Raw genomic sequence first — 17723 nt, 5'->3', positions numbered from 1 at the left:
ACCTGCTGACGGGCGTCGCCTCGCCGCTCCAGCGGGTGACCAACACCCGCGAGGCGGTGGCCCACCTCTCGCTCGACATCCTGCAGATGGCGGTCTTCCTGGCCCTGATCGGCGGGACCGCCAATCCGTTCATCGTCCTGCTGATCGTGCCGGTGGCCTTGGCCGCGGCCACCCAGCCACGCAAGGCGCTGTTGGCGGTGGGCGCGCTCGCCGCCGTGGCCGCTCTGGTGCTGACGGTGCTGTCCCTGCCCTTCCCGGCGGCGACGCCGCAGCCGCGCCTGACGCTCGAGTACCGGCTGCTCGCAGCCCTTGCCAACATCGCCGGCATGGCCCTGGTGGCGGCGTACGTCCGGCAGTCGGCCGAGGAGGCGGCGCGGATGACGCTGGCGCTGGACGTCACTCAGGCGGTGCTGGCGCGCGAGCAGCGGCTGTCGGCCCTTGGGGCCCTGGCGGCGGCGGCGGCGCACGAGCTGGGCACGCCCTTGGCCACCATCTCCATCGTCGCCAAGGAGATGGCCCGCGAGGCGCCCACGCCGCAGGTGCGCGAGGACGCCGAGCTGCTGATTTCGCAGGCCGAGCGCTGCCGCGAGATCCTGAAGCGGCTGTCCGAGACGCCGGACCAGGCATCGGACGAGGTGCACGAGCGCCTGTCGCTCCGCCAGCTGGTGCAGGAGGTGATCGAGCCGCACGCCGCCATCAAGGACGTCCGCGTGGAGGCCATCGTCACCGGGGCGAAGGGCGTCCGCGCGCCTGATATCCGCCGCCTGCCCGAGATCACCCACGCCATGACCACCTTCGTGGAGAACGCGGTCGATTTCGCCACCTCGGAGGTGCTGGTGACCGCCCGTTTCGACGTGGACACCGTCTCGATAGAGGTGCGCGACGACGGACCCGGCTTCGCGCCCGAGATCCTCGCCAAGCTGGGAGAGCCCTACGTGACCAGCCGGCCGGGCGTGGAGGGTGGCCGTACCGGTCACGTCGGCATGGGGCTGGGCTTCTTCATCGCCAAGACCTTGCTGGAGCGCACCGGAGCTGAGGTCAGCTTCCAGAACGGACGGCCCCGCGGAGCAGTCGTCTCCGCCCGGTGGCCGCGTCAGACCATCGAGGCGAGCCAAGCTTGAGCGCAGCCAAGCTTGCGGTCATGCGTTGAGGTGCGACAGACTGCCGCAGTCCAAAGAGAGGGAGCCCCCTCCAATGGGGTCGATGAATGACTGACCTGTCCTCCGAGATCGCCGCCCTGCCAGACAAGTCGTTGCTTGTGCTGGATGACGACGCGCCCCTGCGCAACCGCCTCGGACGCGCCCTCGAACAGCGTGGTTTCGAACCGACGCTGGTGGGCAGCGTGTCGGAAGCTATCGCCGCCGTCCGGGCTAAGCCGCCCGCCTATGCCGTGCTGGACATGCGACTGGAGGACGGTTCGGGCCTGAAGGTGGTGGAGGCCGTCCGTGACGCCCGTCCGGACGCGAAGATCATCATGCTGACCGGCTACGGCAACATCGCCACGGCCGTCCAGGCGGTGAAGGCGGGAGCCGTGGACTACCTCTCCAAGCCTGCCGACGCCGACGACGTGGCCCGCGCCCTGCTGGCCCGGGGCGACGCCGCGCCCGCCCCGCCGGAGAACCCCATGAGCGCCGACCGCGTGCGGTGGGAGCACATCCAGCGGGTCTACGAGCTCTGCAACCACAACGTCTCCGAGACCGCCCGCCGGCTCAACATGCACCGCCGAACCCTGCAGCGGATCCTCGCCAAGCGGGCGCCGCGCTAGGCCGGACGGCCCGCTGGGAGGACGTCCGGGCCGCCGCCGCGGTGCTGCCCGGCGCGGAGGAGGAGCACTGGTACGGCGCACCGCTCTTCAAGGTGGGCAAGAAGGGGTTCGTCCACACCTGGCGCGGCCGGGTGGTCATGAAGCTGGATCGCCAGCATCGGGAGCGGCTGTTCGAGGCGCGACCAGACGTGTTCTCGCCCTATGTCGCCGGGGCCCTGCGCTGGAGCTACGTCGAGATCGACGCCCTGGAGCTGGACGAGGTGGCCGAGCTCGTGCGGGAGGCGTGGACCATGGTCGTCCCGAAGAAGGTCAGCCGAGCGCTCTACAGCGCATAGGTCTCCACGCCCGCGGCCCGCATCGCCGCCAGCCGCCCGAAGGCCAGGGTCAGCGCCTTGCGCCGCGCGCCCGCCAAGGGCGTGACGGGGGCGTCCCGCAGGATCGCGCCGCCGAACCCGTCCGCCACGACCAGGCCCGGCTCGTCCGGCAGGATCTCGCGCGGGAACTCCGGGCTTACGGCGAAGGCGAAGGCGTCGCAGTAGGGCAGGTACTCCTGCCATTTCTGGTCCGTGCGGAAGTCCTCGACCCCGGATTTCACCTCGACGATGAAGATCTCGCCCTTGGGTCCCAGCGCCATCAAATCGGCCCGGCGGCCGTTCGGCAACGTCACCTCGGCGAGCGGCGCGTAGCCCAGCGCCGTCAGGAACCGCGCCGCCCCGCGAGTGACGGCGGCGGTGGTTTCAGGCCGGGAGATGGCGACGACGGTGACGGACACGTCCATGGCGGCCACTCTGTTCCGCCTACGTTCCTGATGCAAGCGATGGACCGACCTTGGACGCTTCGCCGCGGCGCTAGCCTATTCGGCCGCCACGGTGACGGCGCGCGCACGGTCCTTGAAGTTGATCTCCTGCAGGTAGCGGATCCCGTCCTCCGCGATGTCGTCGCCGACCATGCGGTCACCCTCGCCGGCCAGTTCGTCGAGGTCGACGTACATGGCGTAGAAGCCGCGCGTGCGCTCGGTGATGAGGCCGGCCTTCAGCAGGGTCTTGATCAGGACGCGGAAGATGTTGGTGTCGCTGCGGTAGCGGCGGTTCGGGTCGCGCGTCTTCCGGTAGGCGACGATGTCAGCGACCACCCGCTCGGGGTCCATTCCGAACCCGCCGAACAGCTCGGCCATCTGCTGGGGCGACCCGCGGTCGAACAGCAGCTTCTGTGCGCAGTGCGCGGTCCAGTCCTCGACCAGGTTCCGCTCGGCTTCGCTCAGGTGCGGGATCGTCCGGTCGGCCCAGATCTTCCCGAACTTGTGGTGGAAGGCCTCGTCCGTCATCACCAGCTGGAACAGCTTGCGCGCCAGCGGGTCGCGGTTGTGCCGATAGCCGTGGGAGAAGGCGCCCATGGCCAGGCCCTCGACCAGCATCTGCATGCCGACGATCTTCTTGTAGACCTCGGGCGCCTCGATGATCTCGATCAGCAGCGACTTCAGCGCCGCGCCGCACTCGCCTGGGCGGCCCCAGCGGGCCTTGATGTATTTGGCGAAGGCGGTGACGTGGCGGGCCTCTTCGCGGGTCTGGTTGGCGGCGTATTCCTGCGCGCCCTGGTCCTTCAGCACGTGGCACAGGCTCGCCGACAGGTTCAGCGCGCCCTGCTCGCCATGCAGGATCGACGAGAAGTTGCGCAGCTGCAGGTGGTTGATGAAGCGGACCCTTTCCTTGGGGTCCCTCAGGCTCTCGTCCACGTAGGGCAGCCGCAGCAGCGGCACCTGGTCCTCGGGCATCATCGCCTCGGCCGCGAGGTCGAACGGCTCGGAGAAGTCGATGTACTTGGGATCGAGCGGATCCCAGAAATGGTCGTGCGTCGCCGAGATGATCTTGTCGAACGCCGTGGAGCGCGCGTTGTAGCGGTCCAGCTCCAGCATCGACTCGAAGTCGTCGGGCGCCACCGCGCCGTACATGACGTCCTTGGTGATGTTGCCGTCGGCCATGGCCCATCTCCTCCCGTCGCCCGTCTGACGCGGACTGATCGGCGATAAGCTTCGCGCCGGATGGGCCGGGCGTCAAAGGAAATGCCCGCCGGCTGGGCCGACGGGCACTCACCTCGTGCGTGATTGGCGTCTCTTACTCGGCGGCGATCAGGACGCTCTTGGCGCGATCCTTGAAGTTGATCTCCTGGAGGTACTTGATGCCCTCCTCGGCGATGTCGTCGCCGACCATCTTGTCGCCCTCGGTGCGCAGCTCGTCGAGGTCGACGTAGGTGGCGTAGAACGCCTTCGTCCGGTCCGTGATGATGCCAGCGTTCACCAGCGTCTTCACGAGCACGCGGAAGATGTTGGTCTGTTCCTTCATGTTCTCGCGGCGGGTCTCGTCGGTGACGATCTGCGCCATCTCCGCAATGACCCGCTCCGGATCGAGGCCGAACTCCTCGTAGAGGTCGCGCTGCTGGGTGGGGGCCACGAGGTTGAAGAGCAGCGTCTGGAAGCAGTGCGCCGCCCACATCTCGATGATCTCGTGTTCCTTCTCCGTCAGGTGCGGGATGGTCCGGTCGGCCCAGATCTTCCCGAACTTGTGGTGGAAGGCCTCGTCGGTCATCACCAGCTGGGTCAGCTTCTTCGCCAGCGGGTCGTTGGTCTTGGCGTAGATGGTCGCGAAGGCCCCCATGGCCAGGCCTTCGACCAGCATCTGCATGCCGATGATCTTCTTGTAGACTTCGGGGCTGCCGATGATCTCGACCAGCAGCGCCTTCAGCGTCGGGCCGCATTCCACCGGGCGGCCCCAGCGGGCCTTGATGTACTTGGCGAAGGCCGTGACGTGGCGGGCTTCCTCACGCGTCTGGTTGGCCGCGTACTCCTGGGCGCCCTGGTCCTTCAGCACGTGGCAGAGACTGGCCGACAGGTTCAGCGCCCCCTGCTCGCCGTGCAGGATCGACGAGAAGGTCCGAAGCGTGGACTGGTTCACGAACCGGACCCGCGTCTTGTGGTCCTTCAGGTGGTTCGAGACGTAGTCGGTCTGCAGGGAGACGATCATGTCCTCGGGCAGGATCATCTCGTTCTCCATGTCGAACGGCTCGGAGAAGTCGATGTACTTCGGATCGAGCGGATCCCAGAAGTGGTCGTGGGTCGCCGAGATGATCTTGTCGAAGGCCGTCGAGCGCGCGTTGTAGCGGTCCAGCTCCAGCATCGACTCGAAGTCGTCCGGAGACACCGCGTCGTAGATGACGTCCTTGGTGATGTTGCCGTCGGCGGCCATGTTCGTTCGCTCCTGCCCTGTCTCTGCGGCGCGCCCCCGCCGTCTCGTGGAGCGGAGCATGTGACCTGAACGGCGTTCAGTCAAACAAAATGACGCGTGCGTCAGGTTTACTCCGCCGCCGCCTCGATGGCGTCGATGTCGTCGTCGGAGAGGCCGAAGTGGTGCCCGATCTCATGCACCAGCACGTGGGTCACCAGCTCCTCGAGGGTCACGTCGCCCCGCTCGGCCCATTCGTCGAGGATCGGGCGGCGGTAGAGGAACACCCGGGATGGCTGGGCCGAGACGTCGAACACCGACCGATGGCCGAGATCCACGCCCTGGTAGAGACCGGTGAGCTCGAAGGGGTCTTCGATCCCGAGTTCGTCGAGCACGTCCTGCTCGGGGAAGTCGTCGACGCGGAACACCACCTCGCCCGCCAGCCGCCGGAAACCCTCCGGCAACTCCGCGAACGCGCGCTCAGCGATGAGGGCTAGGTCGTCCAGCGACGGGGCGCGGCCAAGAACGCGCTCGGGCACAGGCTCACTCATCCGGCATGACGATGTGCGGGGCTTCGGGCGGACGGGTCTCGAAGAGGCCGATGTCCAGCGGCTGCTGCGGCTTCACGGGCCGGAGCGGCGTGCGGGCGATGGCGCGCAAGGTGTCGGGCTCCAGCAGCTGCTTCGAACGGCGGGCCTTGCGGGCCTGCGGCGCCTCCAGCGGCCGCTCGGGCGTGGGGATCCGCCAGTAGGAGACGGTGAGCCGCCAGACGGTCTGCGGGCGCGCCGCCGGCTTCGGCCAGCGGCGGCCGTCCTCGTAAGTGGGCTCCACCGGCTGCGGCGGGCGACCGGCTTCGGCGACGACCTGTTCGACGAGCTGGCAGAACCGGTCCTCGGGCTCCGACGGCTCCAGGCGCTCGGCATAGGCCGCCAGGGCCGCCTCGCGGGTCGGAAAGGCTGGGCCGGCCGGATCGGTGGTGAAGGCCACGTCCTGGCCTGCCCGCCGCCGGGCGTCGCTTTCCCGGGCGGCGCGGCCCGCCGGGCGCGAAAGCGCCTGCTCGGCGTTGACGGCGACAGGGTAGAGGATGGTCATGGCCCCATTCTCGCGAACTTTCCTGCACATAGGAACGCGCCTTCGCGTGCGGCAGGCGCCTCTCCGCCGTAAGCTCCCGGAGAGTGATTCGCCGGGGCGTGGATGGGTGCGGACCAACTGATCCTGGCGGCGGCGGCCGGCGCAGTGTCGCTGGCCATCTCCGCCGTCCTGTGGGCGCTGGCGCAGCGGCGCCAAAACCAGGCGCGCCTTGACGAGCTGACCGGCCGCATCCGCCTTCTGGAAACGCGGGCCGAAGCGGCGACGGCTTCGGCCGAGGCCTTCGACTCCGCCCTGCTCGCTGTCGAGGACGGCCAGGCCCTGCTGGCGTCGGGCGAGGAGAGCCTGTCGGTCTGCGCCGAAGCCCTGGGCCTGTCCGAAGCCGAGCCACAGGCCCTGCTCAACGCCCTGATGCGCGCAGACCCCGACCATGCGCGCCGGCTGCGAGGCCTGTTCGAGCGGGGCGAGCCTTGCGCCTTCGAGGTCCAGGGACCGGGCGGCGCGGTCACGGTCGAGGGCCGGGCTGCAGGCGCCTTGGCGTGGCTGCGCGTGTCGGGCGTGCTGGGCGAGGACGCCGGCCTGCCGACGGCGCCGAGGTTCGCGGCCTTCCTGCAGTCGCGGGCCTGCCCCGCCTGGATCGCCGCGGCCGACGGCTCCCCGGTGTGGGTCAACGCCGCCTGGCTGAAGGCGGTGGGCGCAGAAAGCCTGGACGAGGCCGCCAAGCGCGGCGCGGCCTTCGACCGCGGCGCCGACGCGGTGGCCAGCGAGGCCGCCAACCTCGGCCAGAAGCGCGAGGCCGTGAGGTGGCTGTCGTTGGACGGCCGGCGGCGGGCGTTCCACATCGTGGCCCAGCCGCTGGAGGGCGGCGGCGTCGGCGTCTGGACCGACGACGTCACCGAACTGGAAGACCTGCGCGAGCAACTGAAGCGCAACGTCGAGGCCCACGACCAGACGCTGAACCGCCTGGACGACGCCGTCGCCATCTTCGGCGAGGGCAAGCGGCTGATGTTCCACAACACCGCCTTTGCCGAGCTGTGGGGCCTGGAGCCCGCCTGGCTCGAAGAGCGGCCGACCCACGGCGAGGTGCTGGACCGCCTGCGCCAGCGCCGCCGCCTGCCCGAGACCGCCGACTACGCCAAGTGGAAGGCCGCCGAGCTCGACCGCTACGAGAAGCTGGGCGACGAGCCGGACGACCTGTGGAGCCTGCCCGACGGCCGTACGCTTCGCGTCGTGCGCCAGCCGCACCCGATGGGCGGCATGCTGTTCCTGTTCTCGGACATCACCGGCGAGCTGAAGCTGAAGGCGCAGTACAACGCCCTCATCCAGGTGCAGCAGGCCACTCTCGACAAGCTGTCGGACGCGGTCGCGGTGTTCGGCTCGGACGGGCGGCTTCGCCTGCACAACGAGAGCTTCGAGCGCTTCTGGGGCATCAGCCACGAGAAGCTGGAGGCCGCCGGCGACTTCGAGGGCGTGGTCGAGCTGTGCGTGCCGAAGCTGCACGACATGGGCTTCTGGCGCGAGTTGAAGGGCCGGGTGGCCGACCCCGATCCCAGCGCGCGCACGCCGATGACGGGCGAGGTGAAGACCTCGGAGCAGCGCATCGTCGAGTACCGCTCGCGGCCGCTGCCGGACGGGGCGACCCTGATCGCCTTCACCGACGTGACGGACGCCCGGCGGCTGGAAAGCGCCCTGGCCGACCGCGAGGCGGCGCTCTCCGAGGCCGAGCGCCTGAAGCGGGACTTCGTGGGCAACGTCTCGTACGAGCTGCGCACGCCGCTAACGACCATCATCGGCTACTCCGAGCTTCTGGAGCACTCGGGCGACGCCCTACCCGACCGGGCGCGGGCGCACGCCGCCGCCGTGAAGGTGGCCGCCACCCAGCTGGCCCGTTCGATCGACGACGTGCTGGACATGGCCCAGATCGACGCCGACGAGATGGCGCTGGACCTGGCGGACGTGAACGTCTCCGACCTGCTGATCGGGGTCGCCGGCCGCTGGCAAAAGGCGGCCGAGGCGGCGAAGGTCTCGCTGATGATCGAGCGGCCGAACGACATCGGCCTGATCCGCGGCGACGCCAAGCGGCTGACCCAGATCCTGGACCACCTGGTGGAGAACGCCCTGACCCAGACGCCCGCCGGCGGGACGGTGACGCTCGCGGCGCGCAAGGCGCTGGGCGAGATCCAGCTGCAGGTGTCGGACAGCGGCCGCGGCATCCCCTTCCACGTCCAGGCGCACATCTTTGACCGGTTCATCGGCCGCGAGCGCGGCGGGCCCGGCCTGGGGCTGGCGCTGGTCAAGGCGCTGACCGAGCTGCATGGCGGCTGGGTGGCGCTGGAAAGCGAGCCGGGCGCCGGCGCCACCTTCACCTGCCACCTGCCGGAAGGCGCGGAGGCGGTGACGGCGCAGCCTGAGCTGAAGTTCGCGACCTGACGCGGCGACTCACGGACCTGTCTGCGCTCTCTCGCGTTCGGCACGCATGGACAATCCCCCGCCGTCCTCCGCCGGCGCCGTCGAAACCTCCCTTGCCTCGGTCATCATCGAGAACGCGACCGAGTACGCGATCTTCACTCTCGACGCCGACGGGCAGATCCTATCCTGGAACCCCGGGGCCGAGCGTATCCTCGGTTACTCGGCCGACGAGGCGCTGGGCCGGAATTTCGAGATGCTGTTCGTCGAGGCGGACCGCGCGGCGGGGGCCCCGCGCGCCGAGCTGAGGCGCGCGCTGGCGGAGGGCCGTGCGGAAGACACGCGCTGGCACCTGCGAAAGAATGGTCAGATGTTCTGGGCGAACGGCATGGCCATGCGGCTGGGCGACGGTCAGGGCCACGGCGTCGTCAAGGTCATGCGCGACGAGACCGCCTCGAAGGTGGCCGACGACCAGCGGGTCCTGCTGCTGAACGAGCTGAACCATCGGATCAAGAACACGCTCGCCACGGTGCAGGCGATCGTCGAGCAAACCTTGCGGGCGGCGGAGGTGGAGGCCGCGGTACGCCAGAGCCTCGTCGAGCGGCTGGTGGCGCTTTCCGAAGCCCACAACGTGCTCGTCAACGAGAGCTGGGCGGGCGCGGACCTCGCCACCATCGTCGTGGGCGCTCTGGCCCCCTACAACGGCGGCGACGAGCGCTTCCACATCGAAGGTCCCCCGGTGCGACTGAGACCGCAGCAGGCCGTCGCGATGTCCCTGGTGCTGCATGAGCTGACCACCAACGCCATCAAATACGGGGCGTTGTCCGTTGACGACGGCGCGGTGTCGATTACCTGGAACATCGCCTACAGCGGCGAAGGCGCCCGGCACCTGACCCTGCTCTGGCGCGAATGCGGGGGCCCAGCTGTCGAGCCGCCAAGCCGCGAGGGGTTCGGCACTCGACTCATCGCCCGAAGCTTCGGTCCGACGGTCGGCGGCCATGCACAGTTGGTCTACGACCGTGCGGGCCTGCAATGCGTCCTTGAGACGCCGCTTTCGTCGGCCGCGGAGCTTCCGATGCTGGCGGTGCCCGGCGATCCGTCCCAACCTGGCCAGCACAGGCCCCCGCCGCTTACAGCCGCCGGTGTCGGCTAGAGGTGGCGCGCCGGCGCAGGCTAGTGCTGGCTTTCCGGCATGCGGACGACGAGGCCGTCCAGTTCGTCGGAAACCTTGATCTGGCAGGAGAGGCGGCTGTTCTCCTCGACGCCTTCGGCGAAGTCGAGCATCGACTCCTCCATGGCCGAGCGCGTCCCCGTCTTCGAGAGCCAAGCCTCATCCACATAGACATGGCAGGTCGCGCAGGCGCACGCGCCGCCGCAATCGGCGTCGATGCCCGGGATATTGTTCTTCACCGCGCCCTCCATGACCGACAGGCCGGGCTTCACGTCGATGACGTGTTCGGTGCCGTCGTGTTCGATGTAGGTGATCTTGGCCATGGGACCCCTCGCGGCCGCGTCTAGGCGGCGACCTCTTTCATGGAAACGGACGTGTCGGCAAGCCTCGTCGCATCGACGGCCTTGCGGCTAAGGATGAGCTGCTTGCCCATCATGAACTCGGGCGGGGCGTTGATCGCCTCGACGGCCTGCAGCCGGTCGCCCTTCAGGTGGAAGACTGCGAACTTGGCGTCGGCGGGGTCGCCGCGGACGACGATCTTGTCGGTCTCGAACGGATAGCCCGCGATCTGGAGCTTCAGGTCGTACTGGTCCGACCACTGCCAGGGACACTCGCCGTTGGGCCTGGGGCGGCCGGTAATGGCGCTGGCGGCCTGCTTGGCCTGCTCCAGCGCGTTCGGCACGCTCTCCATCCGGAACATCCGGTCGCCATAGATCGGCATCGGGCGGTGGGCGACGTCGCCGATCGCGAAGATGGCGGGGTCCGAGGTGCGGGCGTCCAGGTCCACGACCACGCCGCGGGCGGTCTCGAGCCCGGCGTCGGCGGCGATCTCGTCGTTGGGCGCGGCTCCCACGCCCACCACGACCGCGTCGCAGGCCACGACCTCGCCGCTGGCCAGCTTCACGCCCGAGACGCGACCCTCCCCTTCGAAGCCCACCACCGAGCAGCCCAGTTCGAAGCGGACGCCGTGCTTTTCGTGATAGCCGCGGAAGAAGTCGGACAGTTCGGGGCAGGCGACGCGGGCCAGGAGCCGGTCCTCGCGCTCCAGCACCACGACCTCGGCGCCTAGCGCCCGGCCCGATGCGGCGACCTCAAGCCCGATATAGCCGCCGCCTACGACCGCCAGGGTCTTGCCGGGCCCGACCGCGGCCTTCAGCGCCTCGGCGTCGGCCGCCGTGCGCAGGGACATGACGCCGGCGAGGTCGGCGCCGGCGATCGGCAGGGCGATCGCGCGCGCGCCGGTCGCCAGGATCAGGATGTCGTATGGAAGCGTCGAGCCGTCCGACAGGACGAGCGTCTTGTCGCTGCGCTTCAGCTGGACGCCGCTTACGCCCGGGCGGAAGTCGATGCCGGCCTCGGCGTAGAATTCCAAGGGCTTCAGCGCCAGCGACTCGGCGTCGGCCTCGCCCTTCAGCCAGGCCTTCGAAAGCGGCGGCCGCTGATAAGGCGGGATCGGCTCTTCGCCGACGAGCGTGATCGGGCCTGCATGGCCGTACTGCCGGAGCAGGGCCGCGGCCGTGCCGCCGGCATGGCCGGCGCCCAGGATCACGACGTGTCCTGCCTTTGGGGCCGCGGGATCACTCATGGAACCTCGTTGCCCAAACTTGACGGCCCCGTCAACTTCACCCCGCGGGAGGCGCGGCCGTCAGACCACGCGCTCCACCAGCATTTTCTTGACCTCGGCGATCGCCTTGGCCGGGTTCAGGCCCTTGGGGCAGACCTGCGCGCAGTTCATGATCGTGTGGCAGCGATAGAGCTTGAAGGGGTCTTCCAGCTCGTCCAGGCGCTCGCCGGTCGCCTCGTCGCGGGAATCGATGATCCAGCGGTAGGCGTGCAGCAGGGCCGCCGGGCCCAGGTACTTCTCCTGGTTCCACCAGTAGCTGGGGCAGCTGGTCGAGCAGCAGGCGCAGAGGATGCACTCGTAGAGGCCGTCCAGCTTCTCGCGGTCCTCGGGCGACTGCGCCCACTCCTTCTGCGGCTCGGGCGTCTTGGTCTTCAGCCAGGGCTGGATCGAGGCATACTGGGCGTAGAACAGGGTCAGGTCCGGCACCAGGTCTTTGACCACCGGCATGTGCGGCAGCGGGCTGATCGCCACCTTGTCGCCCGGGCACTCCTCGTGGCCGTGGGTGCAGGCCAGGGTGTTCCGGCCGGCGATGTTCATGGCGCACGAGCCACAGATGCCTTCGCGGCACGAGCGCCGGAAGGTGAGCGTCGGGTCCATGGTGTTCTTGATGTGGATCAGGACGTCCAGGACCATCGGGCCGCAGGCGTCCACGTCCACCTCATAGGTGTCCCACCGCGGATTGGCCTCGGACTCGGGGTCGTACCGGTAGACCTTGAAGGTCTTGGTCCGCGTCGCTCCCGGAGGCGCCGGGTGGTGCTTGCCCGCCGTGACGCGGGAATTCTTGGGCAGGCGGATCTCAGCCATCGATGCGTCCTGGGCTCAGTACACCCGCGCCTTCGGCGGGATGTAGGCGATGTCATTGGTCATGGTGAAGTTGTGCACCGGACGATCGTCCAGGCGCACCTTGCCGGTGCGGTCGTCGAACCAGGACAGGGTGTGCTTCATCCACTTGTTGTCGTCGCGCTCGGGGAAGTCCTCGTGCGCGTGGGCCCCGCGGCTTTCCTTGCGGTTCTCGGCGCTGACCACCGTCACGACCGCTTGGCCGATCAGATTGTCGAGTTCGAGGGTCTCCATCAGGTCCGAGTTCCAGATCATCGTCCGGTCGGTGACCTTCAGGTCGGCGCGCTTGCCAGCGACCGCGTTCAGGCGCTTTACGCCCGACTTCAGGGCTTCCGAGGTCCGGTAGACAGCGGCGTCCTCCTGCATGGCGCGCTGCATCTCCAGCCGCAGCTCGGCGGTGGGCGTGCCGCCGTTGGCGTGGCGGAAGCGATCGAAGCGGGCCAGGTGCGCCTCGGTGTGGTGGGCTTTGAGCTCGGGCTGCTTCGCGCCCGGCGTCAGGATCTCCGCCGCCCGCAGGGCCGCCGACCGGCCGAACACCACCAGGTCGATCAGGCTGTTCGAGCCCAGGCGGTTTGCGCCGTGCACCGACACGCAGGCCGCTTCGCCCACAGCCATCAGGCCCGGCACCACCCGGTCGGGGTCCTTGCCTTCCTTGGTCACGACCTCGGAGTAGAAGTTCGTCGGGATGCCGCCCATGTTGTAATGCACGGTCGGAAGGACCGGGATCGGCTCCTTGGTCACGTCGACGCCGGCGAAGATCTTGGCGCTTTCCGAGATGCCCGGCAGGCGCTCGGCCAGGATCTTCGGGTCGAGGTGATCCAGGTGCAGGAAGATGTGGTCCTTGTTCGGGCCCACGCCGCGGCCTTCGCGGATCTCCAGCGTCATGGCGCGGCTGACCATGTCCCGCGGCGCCAGGTCCTTCACGGTCGGCGCATAGCGCTCCATGAAGCGCTCGCCTTCCGAGTTGGTCAGGTAGCCGCCCTCGCCCCGGGCGCCTTCGGTGATCAGACAGCCGGCGCCGTAGATCCCGGTTGGGTGGAACTGCACGAACTCCATGTCCTGCAGCGGCAGGCCGGCGCGCAGCGCCATGCCGCCGCCGTCGCCGGTGCAGGTGTGCGCGCTGGTCGCCGAGAAGTAGGCCCGGCCGTAGCCGCCGGTGGCCAGGATGACGAGCTGGGCCTGGAACCGGTGCAGGGTCCCGTCGTCGAGCTTCCAGGCGGTCACGCCGCGGCAGACGCCCTCATCCATGATCAGGTCGAGGGCGAAGTACTCGATGAAGAACTCGGTGTCGTGCGCCAGGCTCTGCCCGTACATGGTGTGCAGCATGGCGTGGCCGGTGCGGTCGGCCGCAGCGCAGGTGCGCTGGATCGGGGCCTCGCCGAAGTTGCGGGTCATGCCGCCGAAAGCACGCTGGTAGATCTTGCCGTCGGCCGTGCGGCTGAACGGGACGCCCCAGTGCTCCAGCTCATAGACCGCCGCCGGCGCGTTCCGGCACAGGTATTCGATGGCGTCCTGGTCGCCCAGCCAGTCCGACCCCTTGACGGTGTCGTACATGTGCCAGCGCCAGTCGTCCTCGCCCATGTTCCCCAGCGACGCCGAGATGCCGCCCTGGGCGGCCACCGTGTGCGAGCGGGTCGGGAAGACCTTGGTGATGCAGGCCGTCTTCAGGCCTGCTTGCGCGCAGCCCAGCGCGGCGCGGAGGCCCGAGCCGCCGGCGCCCACGACGACGACGTCGAACTTGTGGTCGATGAATTCGTAAGCGGACATCGGTCTCTCACGCGCCTCCCAGCGCGACCTTCAGCACGGAGAAGACGGCGAGCGCGCCGGCCAGTCCGCAGACGAAGAGGTTGAGGAGCAAAAGGCCGGTCTTGGTCAGGGTCTTGTGGATGTAGTCCTCCACCACGACCCGCAGGCCCGAATGCATGTGCCAGAAGCTGATGGCCAGCGTCAGGATCATCAGCGTCATGTTCAGCGGCGTCGAGATCCATTCGACCGCGCCGTAGTAGTCGAGCGCCGCAAGGCGCATGACGGCGTAGACGGCCCACACCGTCAGCGGGATCAGGGCGACGGCGCCCACCCGCTCTGAGATCCAGTGGCCGACGCCGTGCTTGGCCGAGCCGAGGCCGCGGGCGCGGGCGAGAGGGGTGCGATAGCTGGCCATCAGAACGCCCCCGTCATGCCGGCGATGACCCACACCGCGAGCGTCGCGGCGATGGCGAACGCGATGACGCCCACCGCCGTCGCGTTGGCGGTCTTCACGTCCAGGCCGTGACCCGTGTCCCACATCAGGTGCCGGATGCCGTTGCCCAGGTGGTAGAAGGCGGCGAGCGTCAGGGCGAACAGCACGAGCTTGCCGAGGATGGAGCCCATCACCGCCTTGTAGGCGCCGTAGACCTCGGGACCGCTGGCGAGCGACACGGCCCAGGCCGCCGCGATCAGGGCGCCGCCGTACAGGGCGATCCCCGTGAAGCGGTGCAGGATCGACGTGGCCATGGTGAGGTGCCACCGCCAGATCGTCGTGTGCGGCGACGTCGGCCGCTCGCGAACCGCCCTCGAAACTCCAGCCATTCCTGTCCCGCCGTCTCAACTGTCCGAAGCTGGCCCGCTTGTAAGCCTGCGCCTCGCGGTGTCAACGCAAGGCGGCCCGAGCCTGCCATCCTTCGCAAGCGCCGAAGTTTGCGCCAACCCAGCTTCAGCACAATCTGTCTTTCCTGTAGCTTTCCTTCGCGGGAGACGAAGGAATGCGGTTCGACCTGACGGATCTTCGGCTGTTCTGCGAGGTGGTGGACGCCGGCTCCATTACGGCCGGGGCCGAAAAGAGTGCGCTTGCCCTTGCGGCAGCATCGACGCGCATCCGCAACATGGAGGCCGCGCTTGGCGCGCCCCTGCTGTCGCGCTCGCGTCAGGGCGTGGCGCCCACGCCGGCCGGCCGCATGCTGCTGAAGCACGCGCGCCAGATCCTGGCCCAGCAGGCGCGCATGCGCGAGGACCTCTCGGCCTACGCCGGCGGCCTCTCGGGCGAAGTGAAGGTGCTGGCCAACACCAATGCGCTCACCGAATTCCTGCCGGAGGCGCTGTCCAGCTTCCTGGCCGACCATCCACACGTCAGCGTCGACCTTGAGGAGCGTTTGTCGGACGAGATCGTAGGCCTGATCGCCGAGGGCGTCGGCGACATCGGCATCGTCGCGGGCACGGTTGAGGTCGGCGCCCTGCAGACCTATCCATTCCGGTCGGACCGGTTCGTGGTGGTGACGGCGACGAGCCACCCGCTGGCGGGGAGCGGCAGCGTCACCTTCGCCGAGGTGCTGGATTACGACCTCGTCGGCCTGGAGCGGTCGAGCTCGCTCCAGCGCTTCCTCACCGCCAAGGCGGCGCGCGAGGGACGGCCGCTGAAGCTGCGCGTGCAGCTGCGCAGTTTCGACGCCGTCTGCCGGCTGGTGGAGTGCGGCGTGGGCGTCGGCGTGGTGCCGCGCACCACCGCAGGGCGTGCGGCCCGCACCATGGCGCTGAGCGTCGTCGAACTGGCTGACGACTGGGCCGTGCGGGAGCTGAAGATCGTCGTCCGCGCCGAGGACGAGCTTCGCCCCTATGCGCGGGAGCTGGTGGCGAGCCTGCGCGGCTAGGCGCGGTCCTCCAGCCAGTCAGCCGAGCGCATCTCCTGAAGGCGGGACGCCGTGCGCTCGAACTCGAACGCGCCGTCGCCTTCCGGGTAGAGCTTCACGGGCTCGGCCTCTGCAAGCACGATCAGCTTGGCGTGCGCCTCGTAGAGCGCGTCCACCAGGATCACGAACCGCCGGGCCTCCTCCCGCCGGTTCGGCGTCAGCTTCGGCACGCCCTCCAGGAAGATGGTGTGAAAGCGGTCCGCGACGGCGATGTAATCGTTGGGGCCTAGCGCCACCGAACAGAGGCTGGCGAAGCTCGCCCGCAGGAGGCCGCCCGCCGCGTGCGGGAAGGTGATCCGCCGGCCCAGCACTTCCAGCGTCTCGCCGGTCTCCTCCTCGGGGCCCAGCATCTCGGACCAGAGACGGTCGAACGAGCGCTCATTGTCCGGATCGACGGGCGAGAACCAGGTGCCGGCGGCGCGCAGCCGATCGAGCCGGTAATCGTGCGGTCCGGCGACCGACACCACGTCCACCTTCGACTTCAAGAGATCGATGAAGGGCAGGAACAGCTGGCGGTTGATGCCATCCTTGTAGAGCTGGTCCGGCTCGCGGTTGGAGGTGGCCACCAAGGTGACGCCGCGGGCGAACAGCGCCTCGAACAGCCGGCCGAGGATCATGGCGTCGGCGATGTCGGTCACCTGGAACTCGTCGAAACAGAGCAGCGTCGCCTCGGCGGCCACGACGTCGGCGACCGGCGGGATCGGGTCGTCGCCCCTGTGCTGGCCGAAGCGCGTCTTCCGGGCCGCCGCATCGCCCTTGCGCCAGGCGTAGATCAGCCGGTGGACCTCGCCCATGAAGACGTGAAAGTGCGTGCGCCGCTTTCTCTCGACGGGCGCGGTCTCGAAGAAAAGGTCCATCAGCATGGACTTCCCGCGGCCCACGGGACCCACGAGGTAGACGCCGCGCTGACCTTCGGGCGCCGTCTTGCGGAAGAGCTTCCTCAAGCCGCCCGCAGAGGGCGCCGCCTCAAGGTCTGACTCCAGCCGCACCAAGGGGGCGAGGGCGGCCGCCTGCGCGGGGTCTGGACGGATTGCGCCCGCGGCGAGGCGGGCGTCGTAGGCGGCTTGCAACGCGGAAGGCATCGGCTCTCCGCCTAACGGCCGATAGCGGCCGGCGCAAGGAACGGCCGCGCCGCGGTCGGGGTTCAGGACAGGACAGCAGAAGGAGCGATTTCCCCATGGCCGACCGCAACGACAACTTCGACCCGAGCCAGGCCGAGACCAATCGCACCCGCATGCAGGGGGGCGGCGTCGGCGCGCGCGAGATGGACCAGCAGCAGGATCCGAACCGCTTCCAAACAGCGACGAACCCCGAGCAACGCAGCTTCGAGGGCGACCTGGACGACGCCACCAACGCCGACCGGCCCAGCCAGGCGGATTTCGGGGACACCGACCTGCGCGCGGCGAACGCGGACGGCGCCGGCGCGCCGCCGGAGGAGAGCAACGCCGCGCGCCGCGACGGATGGGGCGTGGATCCCGACCTCGGCCGCAATGAAGCGGGGATGGGCGACGTGGAGGGCGACCTGGGCGCCGGCACGCCTCCCAACGTCGACATCCACAAGCTCGGCCAGACCGACAATCCAGAGCAGGACTGGGGCGAACCGGCCGCGGAAGGCGCCATGTTCTCGTCGAACAAGACCAACCGCGGCGGCCGCACGGAACTGGAGCGCGGCCAGGGCGCGAAGACCCGGGCCGCCAACAAGAACATCGTGAGCCGGCGGAGCTGATCCGCCGGCGTCACGCTCAGCGCATGGTCGGGATGACGAAGGCGCTGTCCTCGGACAGCCCTTCGGGCCAGCGCGCGGTGATGGTCTTCACCTTGGTGTAGAACCGGACGCCTTCCATGCCGTGCTGGTTGACGTCGCCGAAGGCGCTGCGCTTCCAGCCGCCGAAGGTGTGGTAGGCGACCGGCACCGGGATCGGCACGTTGATGCCGACCATGCCGACGTTCA

The 17723-nt window shown here is 69.1% G+C and carries 20 protein-coding genes; 7 read left to right on the top strand and 13 right to left on the bottom strand.

What is annotated here, in order from left to right; genetic code table 11:
* The 3 genes from RIF93_RS10215 to RIF93_RS10205 form a co-directional block, all read left to right on the top strand.
* The coding region (locus RIF93_RS10215) for an ActS/PrrB/RegB family redox-sensitive histidine kinase (protein ID WP_309090976.1) at positions 1 to 1121 on the top strand (1121 nt) is incomplete at its 5' end.
* Positions 1122 to 1207: 86 nt separating this feature from the next.
* The gene (locus RIF93_RS10210; RefSeq protein WP_309090975.1) at positions 1208 to 1765 is read left to right on the top strand and encodes an ActR/PrrA/RegA family redox response regulator transcription factor; all 558 of its coding nucleotides are present in this window, start codon (positions 1208 to 1210) and stop codon (positions 1763 to 1765) included.
* 41 nt (positions 1766 to 1806) lie between these two features.
* Positions 1807 to 2100 (top strand): MmcQ/YjbR family DNA-binding protein, encoded by a 294-nt coding sequence (locus RIF93_RS10205; RefSeq protein ID WP_309090973.1) that lies wholly within the window; start codon positions 1807 to 1809, stop codon positions 2098 to 2100.
* Here RIF93_RS10205 and mmcB read toward each other — a convergent pair.
* The 5 genes from mmcB to RIF93_RS10180 all read right to left on the bottom strand — a co-directional run bounded on the left by mmcB (position 2088) and on the right by RIF93_RS10180 (position 6072).
* Positions 2088 to 2543, bottom strand: a complete 456-nt coding sequence (gene mmcB / locus RIF93_RS10200; RefSeq protein ID WP_309090971.1) for a DNA repair putative endonuclease MmcB — start codon at positions 2541 to 2543, stop codon at positions 2088 to 2090. The genes RIF93_RS10205 and mmcB overlap by 13 nt on opposite strands.
* Before the next feature lie 75 nt (positions 2544 to 2618).
* The gene (locus RIF93_RS10195) at positions 2619 to 3743 is read right to left on the bottom strand and encodes a ferritin-like domain-containing protein (RefSeq protein WP_309090969.1); all 1125 of its coding nucleotides are present in this window, start codon (positions 3741 to 3743) and stop codon (positions 2619 to 2621) included.
* 133 nt (positions 3744 to 3876) lie between these two features.
* The gene (locus RIF93_RS10190; RefSeq protein WP_309090967.1) at positions 3877 to 5004 is read right to left on the bottom strand and encodes a ferritin-like domain-containing protein; all 1128 of its coding nucleotides are present in this window, start codon (positions 5002 to 5004) and stop codon (positions 3877 to 3879) included.
* Between the two features lie 107 nt (positions 5005 to 5111).
* Positions 5112 to 5531, bottom strand: coding sequence for a metallopeptidase family protein (locus RIF93_RS10185; RefSeq protein ID WP_309090965.1), 420 nt, complete (start codon positions 5529 to 5531; stop codon positions 5112 to 5114).
* On the bottom strand, positions 5524 to 6072 hold the full coding sequence (locus tag RIF93_RS10180; protein ID WP_309090964.1) for a hypothetical protein: 549 nt from the start codon (positions 6070 to 6072) through the stop codon (positions 5524 to 5526). Before RIF93_RS10180 ends, RIF93_RS10185 begins: the two co-directional genes overlap by 8 nt.
* A gap of 102 nt (positions 6073 to 6174) precedes the next feature.
* Between RIF93_RS10180 and RIF93_RS10175 the strand changes: the two genes are divergently transcribed.
* Positions 6175 to 8499 (top strand): ATP-binding protein, encoded by a 2325-nt coding sequence (locus RIF93_RS10175; protein WP_309090962.1) that lies wholly within the window; start codon positions 6175 to 6177, stop codon positions 8497 to 8499.
* Between the two features lie 46 nt (positions 8500 to 8545).
* Positions 8546 to 9628 carry an HWE histidine kinase domain-containing protein gene (locus RIF93_RS10170; protein WP_309090960.1) on the top strand — a complete coding sequence of 361 codons (1083 nt, stop codon included), beginning with the start codon at positions 8546 to 8548 and terminating at the stop codon, positions 9626 to 9628.
* Between the two features lie 20 nt (positions 9629 to 9648).
* Here RIF93_RS10170 and RIF93_RS10165 read toward each other — a convergent pair whose 3' ends face one another.
* Genes RIF93_RS10165 through sdhC form a run of 6 tightly spaced genes read right to left on the bottom strand, consistent with a single transcriptional unit; the run spans position 9649 to position 14678 of the window.
* Positions 9649 to 9969, bottom strand: a complete 321-nt coding sequence (locus RIF93_RS10165) for a 2Fe-2S iron-sulfur cluster-binding protein (RefSeq protein WP_309090958.1) — start codon at positions 9967 to 9969, stop codon at positions 9649 to 9651.
* A 20-nt stretch (positions 9970 to 9989) separates the two neighbouring features.
* Complete coding sequence (locus tag RIF93_RS10160; RefSeq protein ID WP_309090956.1) at positions 9990 to 11231, bottom strand: FAD-dependent oxidoreductase; 1242 nt, start codon at positions 11229 to 11231, stop codon at positions 9990 to 9992.
* A gap of 60 nt (positions 11232 to 11291) precedes the next feature.
* Entirely contained in the window at positions 11292 to 12074 is a 783-nt protein-coding gene (locus RIF93_RS10155; RefSeq protein ID WP_309090954.1) for a succinate dehydrogenase iron-sulfur subunit, read from the bottom strand.
* A gap of 15 nt (positions 12075 to 12089) precedes the next feature.
* Entirely contained in the window at positions 12090 to 13877 is a 1788-nt protein-coding gene (sdhA, locus tag RIF93_RS10150) for a succinate dehydrogenase flavoprotein subunit (protein ID WP_309090952.1), read from the bottom strand.
* A gap of 7 nt (positions 13878 to 13884) precedes the next feature.
* Positions 13885 to 14271: a succinate dehydrogenase, hydrophobic membrane anchor protein gene (gene sdhD / locus RIF93_RS10145; protein ID WP_309090950.1), complete on the bottom strand. Its 387-nt coding sequence runs from the start codon at positions 14269 to 14271 to the stop codon at positions 13885 to 13887.
* On the bottom strand, positions 14271 to 14678 hold the full coding sequence (gene sdhC / locus RIF93_RS10140; protein ID WP_309090948.1) for a succinate dehydrogenase, cytochrome b556 subunit: 408 nt from the start codon (positions 14676 to 14678) through the stop codon (positions 14271 to 14273). Before sdhC ends, sdhD begins: the two co-directional genes overlap by 1 nt.
* Positions 14679 to 14851: 173 nt before the next feature.
* Here sdhC and RIF93_RS10135 point away from each other — a divergent pair, with 173 nt between their 5' ends.
* Positions 14852 to 15733: a LysR substrate-binding domain-containing protein gene (locus RIF93_RS10135; protein ID WP_309090946.1), complete on the top strand. Its 882-nt coding sequence runs from the start codon at positions 14852 to 14854 to the stop codon at positions 15731 to 15733.
* Here the strand turns inward: RIF93_RS10135 and zapE are convergent.
* On the bottom strand, positions 15730 to 16854 hold the full coding sequence (zapE, locus tag RIF93_RS10130; RefSeq protein ID WP_309090943.1) for a cell division protein ZapE: 1125 nt from the start codon (positions 16852 to 16854) through the stop codon (positions 15730 to 15732). The two genes, RIF93_RS10135 and zapE, sit on opposite strands and share 4 nt — an antisense overlap.
* A 95-nt stretch (positions 16855 to 16949) precedes the next feature.
* On the opposite strand from zapE, the gene RIF93_RS10125 reads away from it, so the two are divergent.
* Entirely contained in the window at positions 16950 to 17498 is a 549-nt protein-coding gene (locus RIF93_RS10125) for a hypothetical protein (protein ID WP_309090941.1), read from the top strand.
* Positions 17499 to 17514: 16 nt separating this feature from the next.
* On the opposite strand, the gene RIF93_RS10120 is transcribed toward RIF93_RS10125, so the two are convergent.
* A partial coding sequence (locus tag RIF93_RS10120; protein WP_309090940.1) for an aldehyde dehydrogenase family protein occupies positions 17515 to 17723 on the bottom strand: 209 nt, incomplete at its 5' end.

It is taken from the genome of Phenylobacterium sp., assembly GCF_031181185.1.
Taxonomy (GTDB): Bacteria; Pseudomonadota; Alphaproteobacteria; order Caulobacterales; family Caulobacteraceae; genus Phenylobacterium.
The sequence above is the reverse complement of the archived record's forward strand: the minus strand, read 5'-3'. Positions and strand labels throughout refer to the sequence as shown.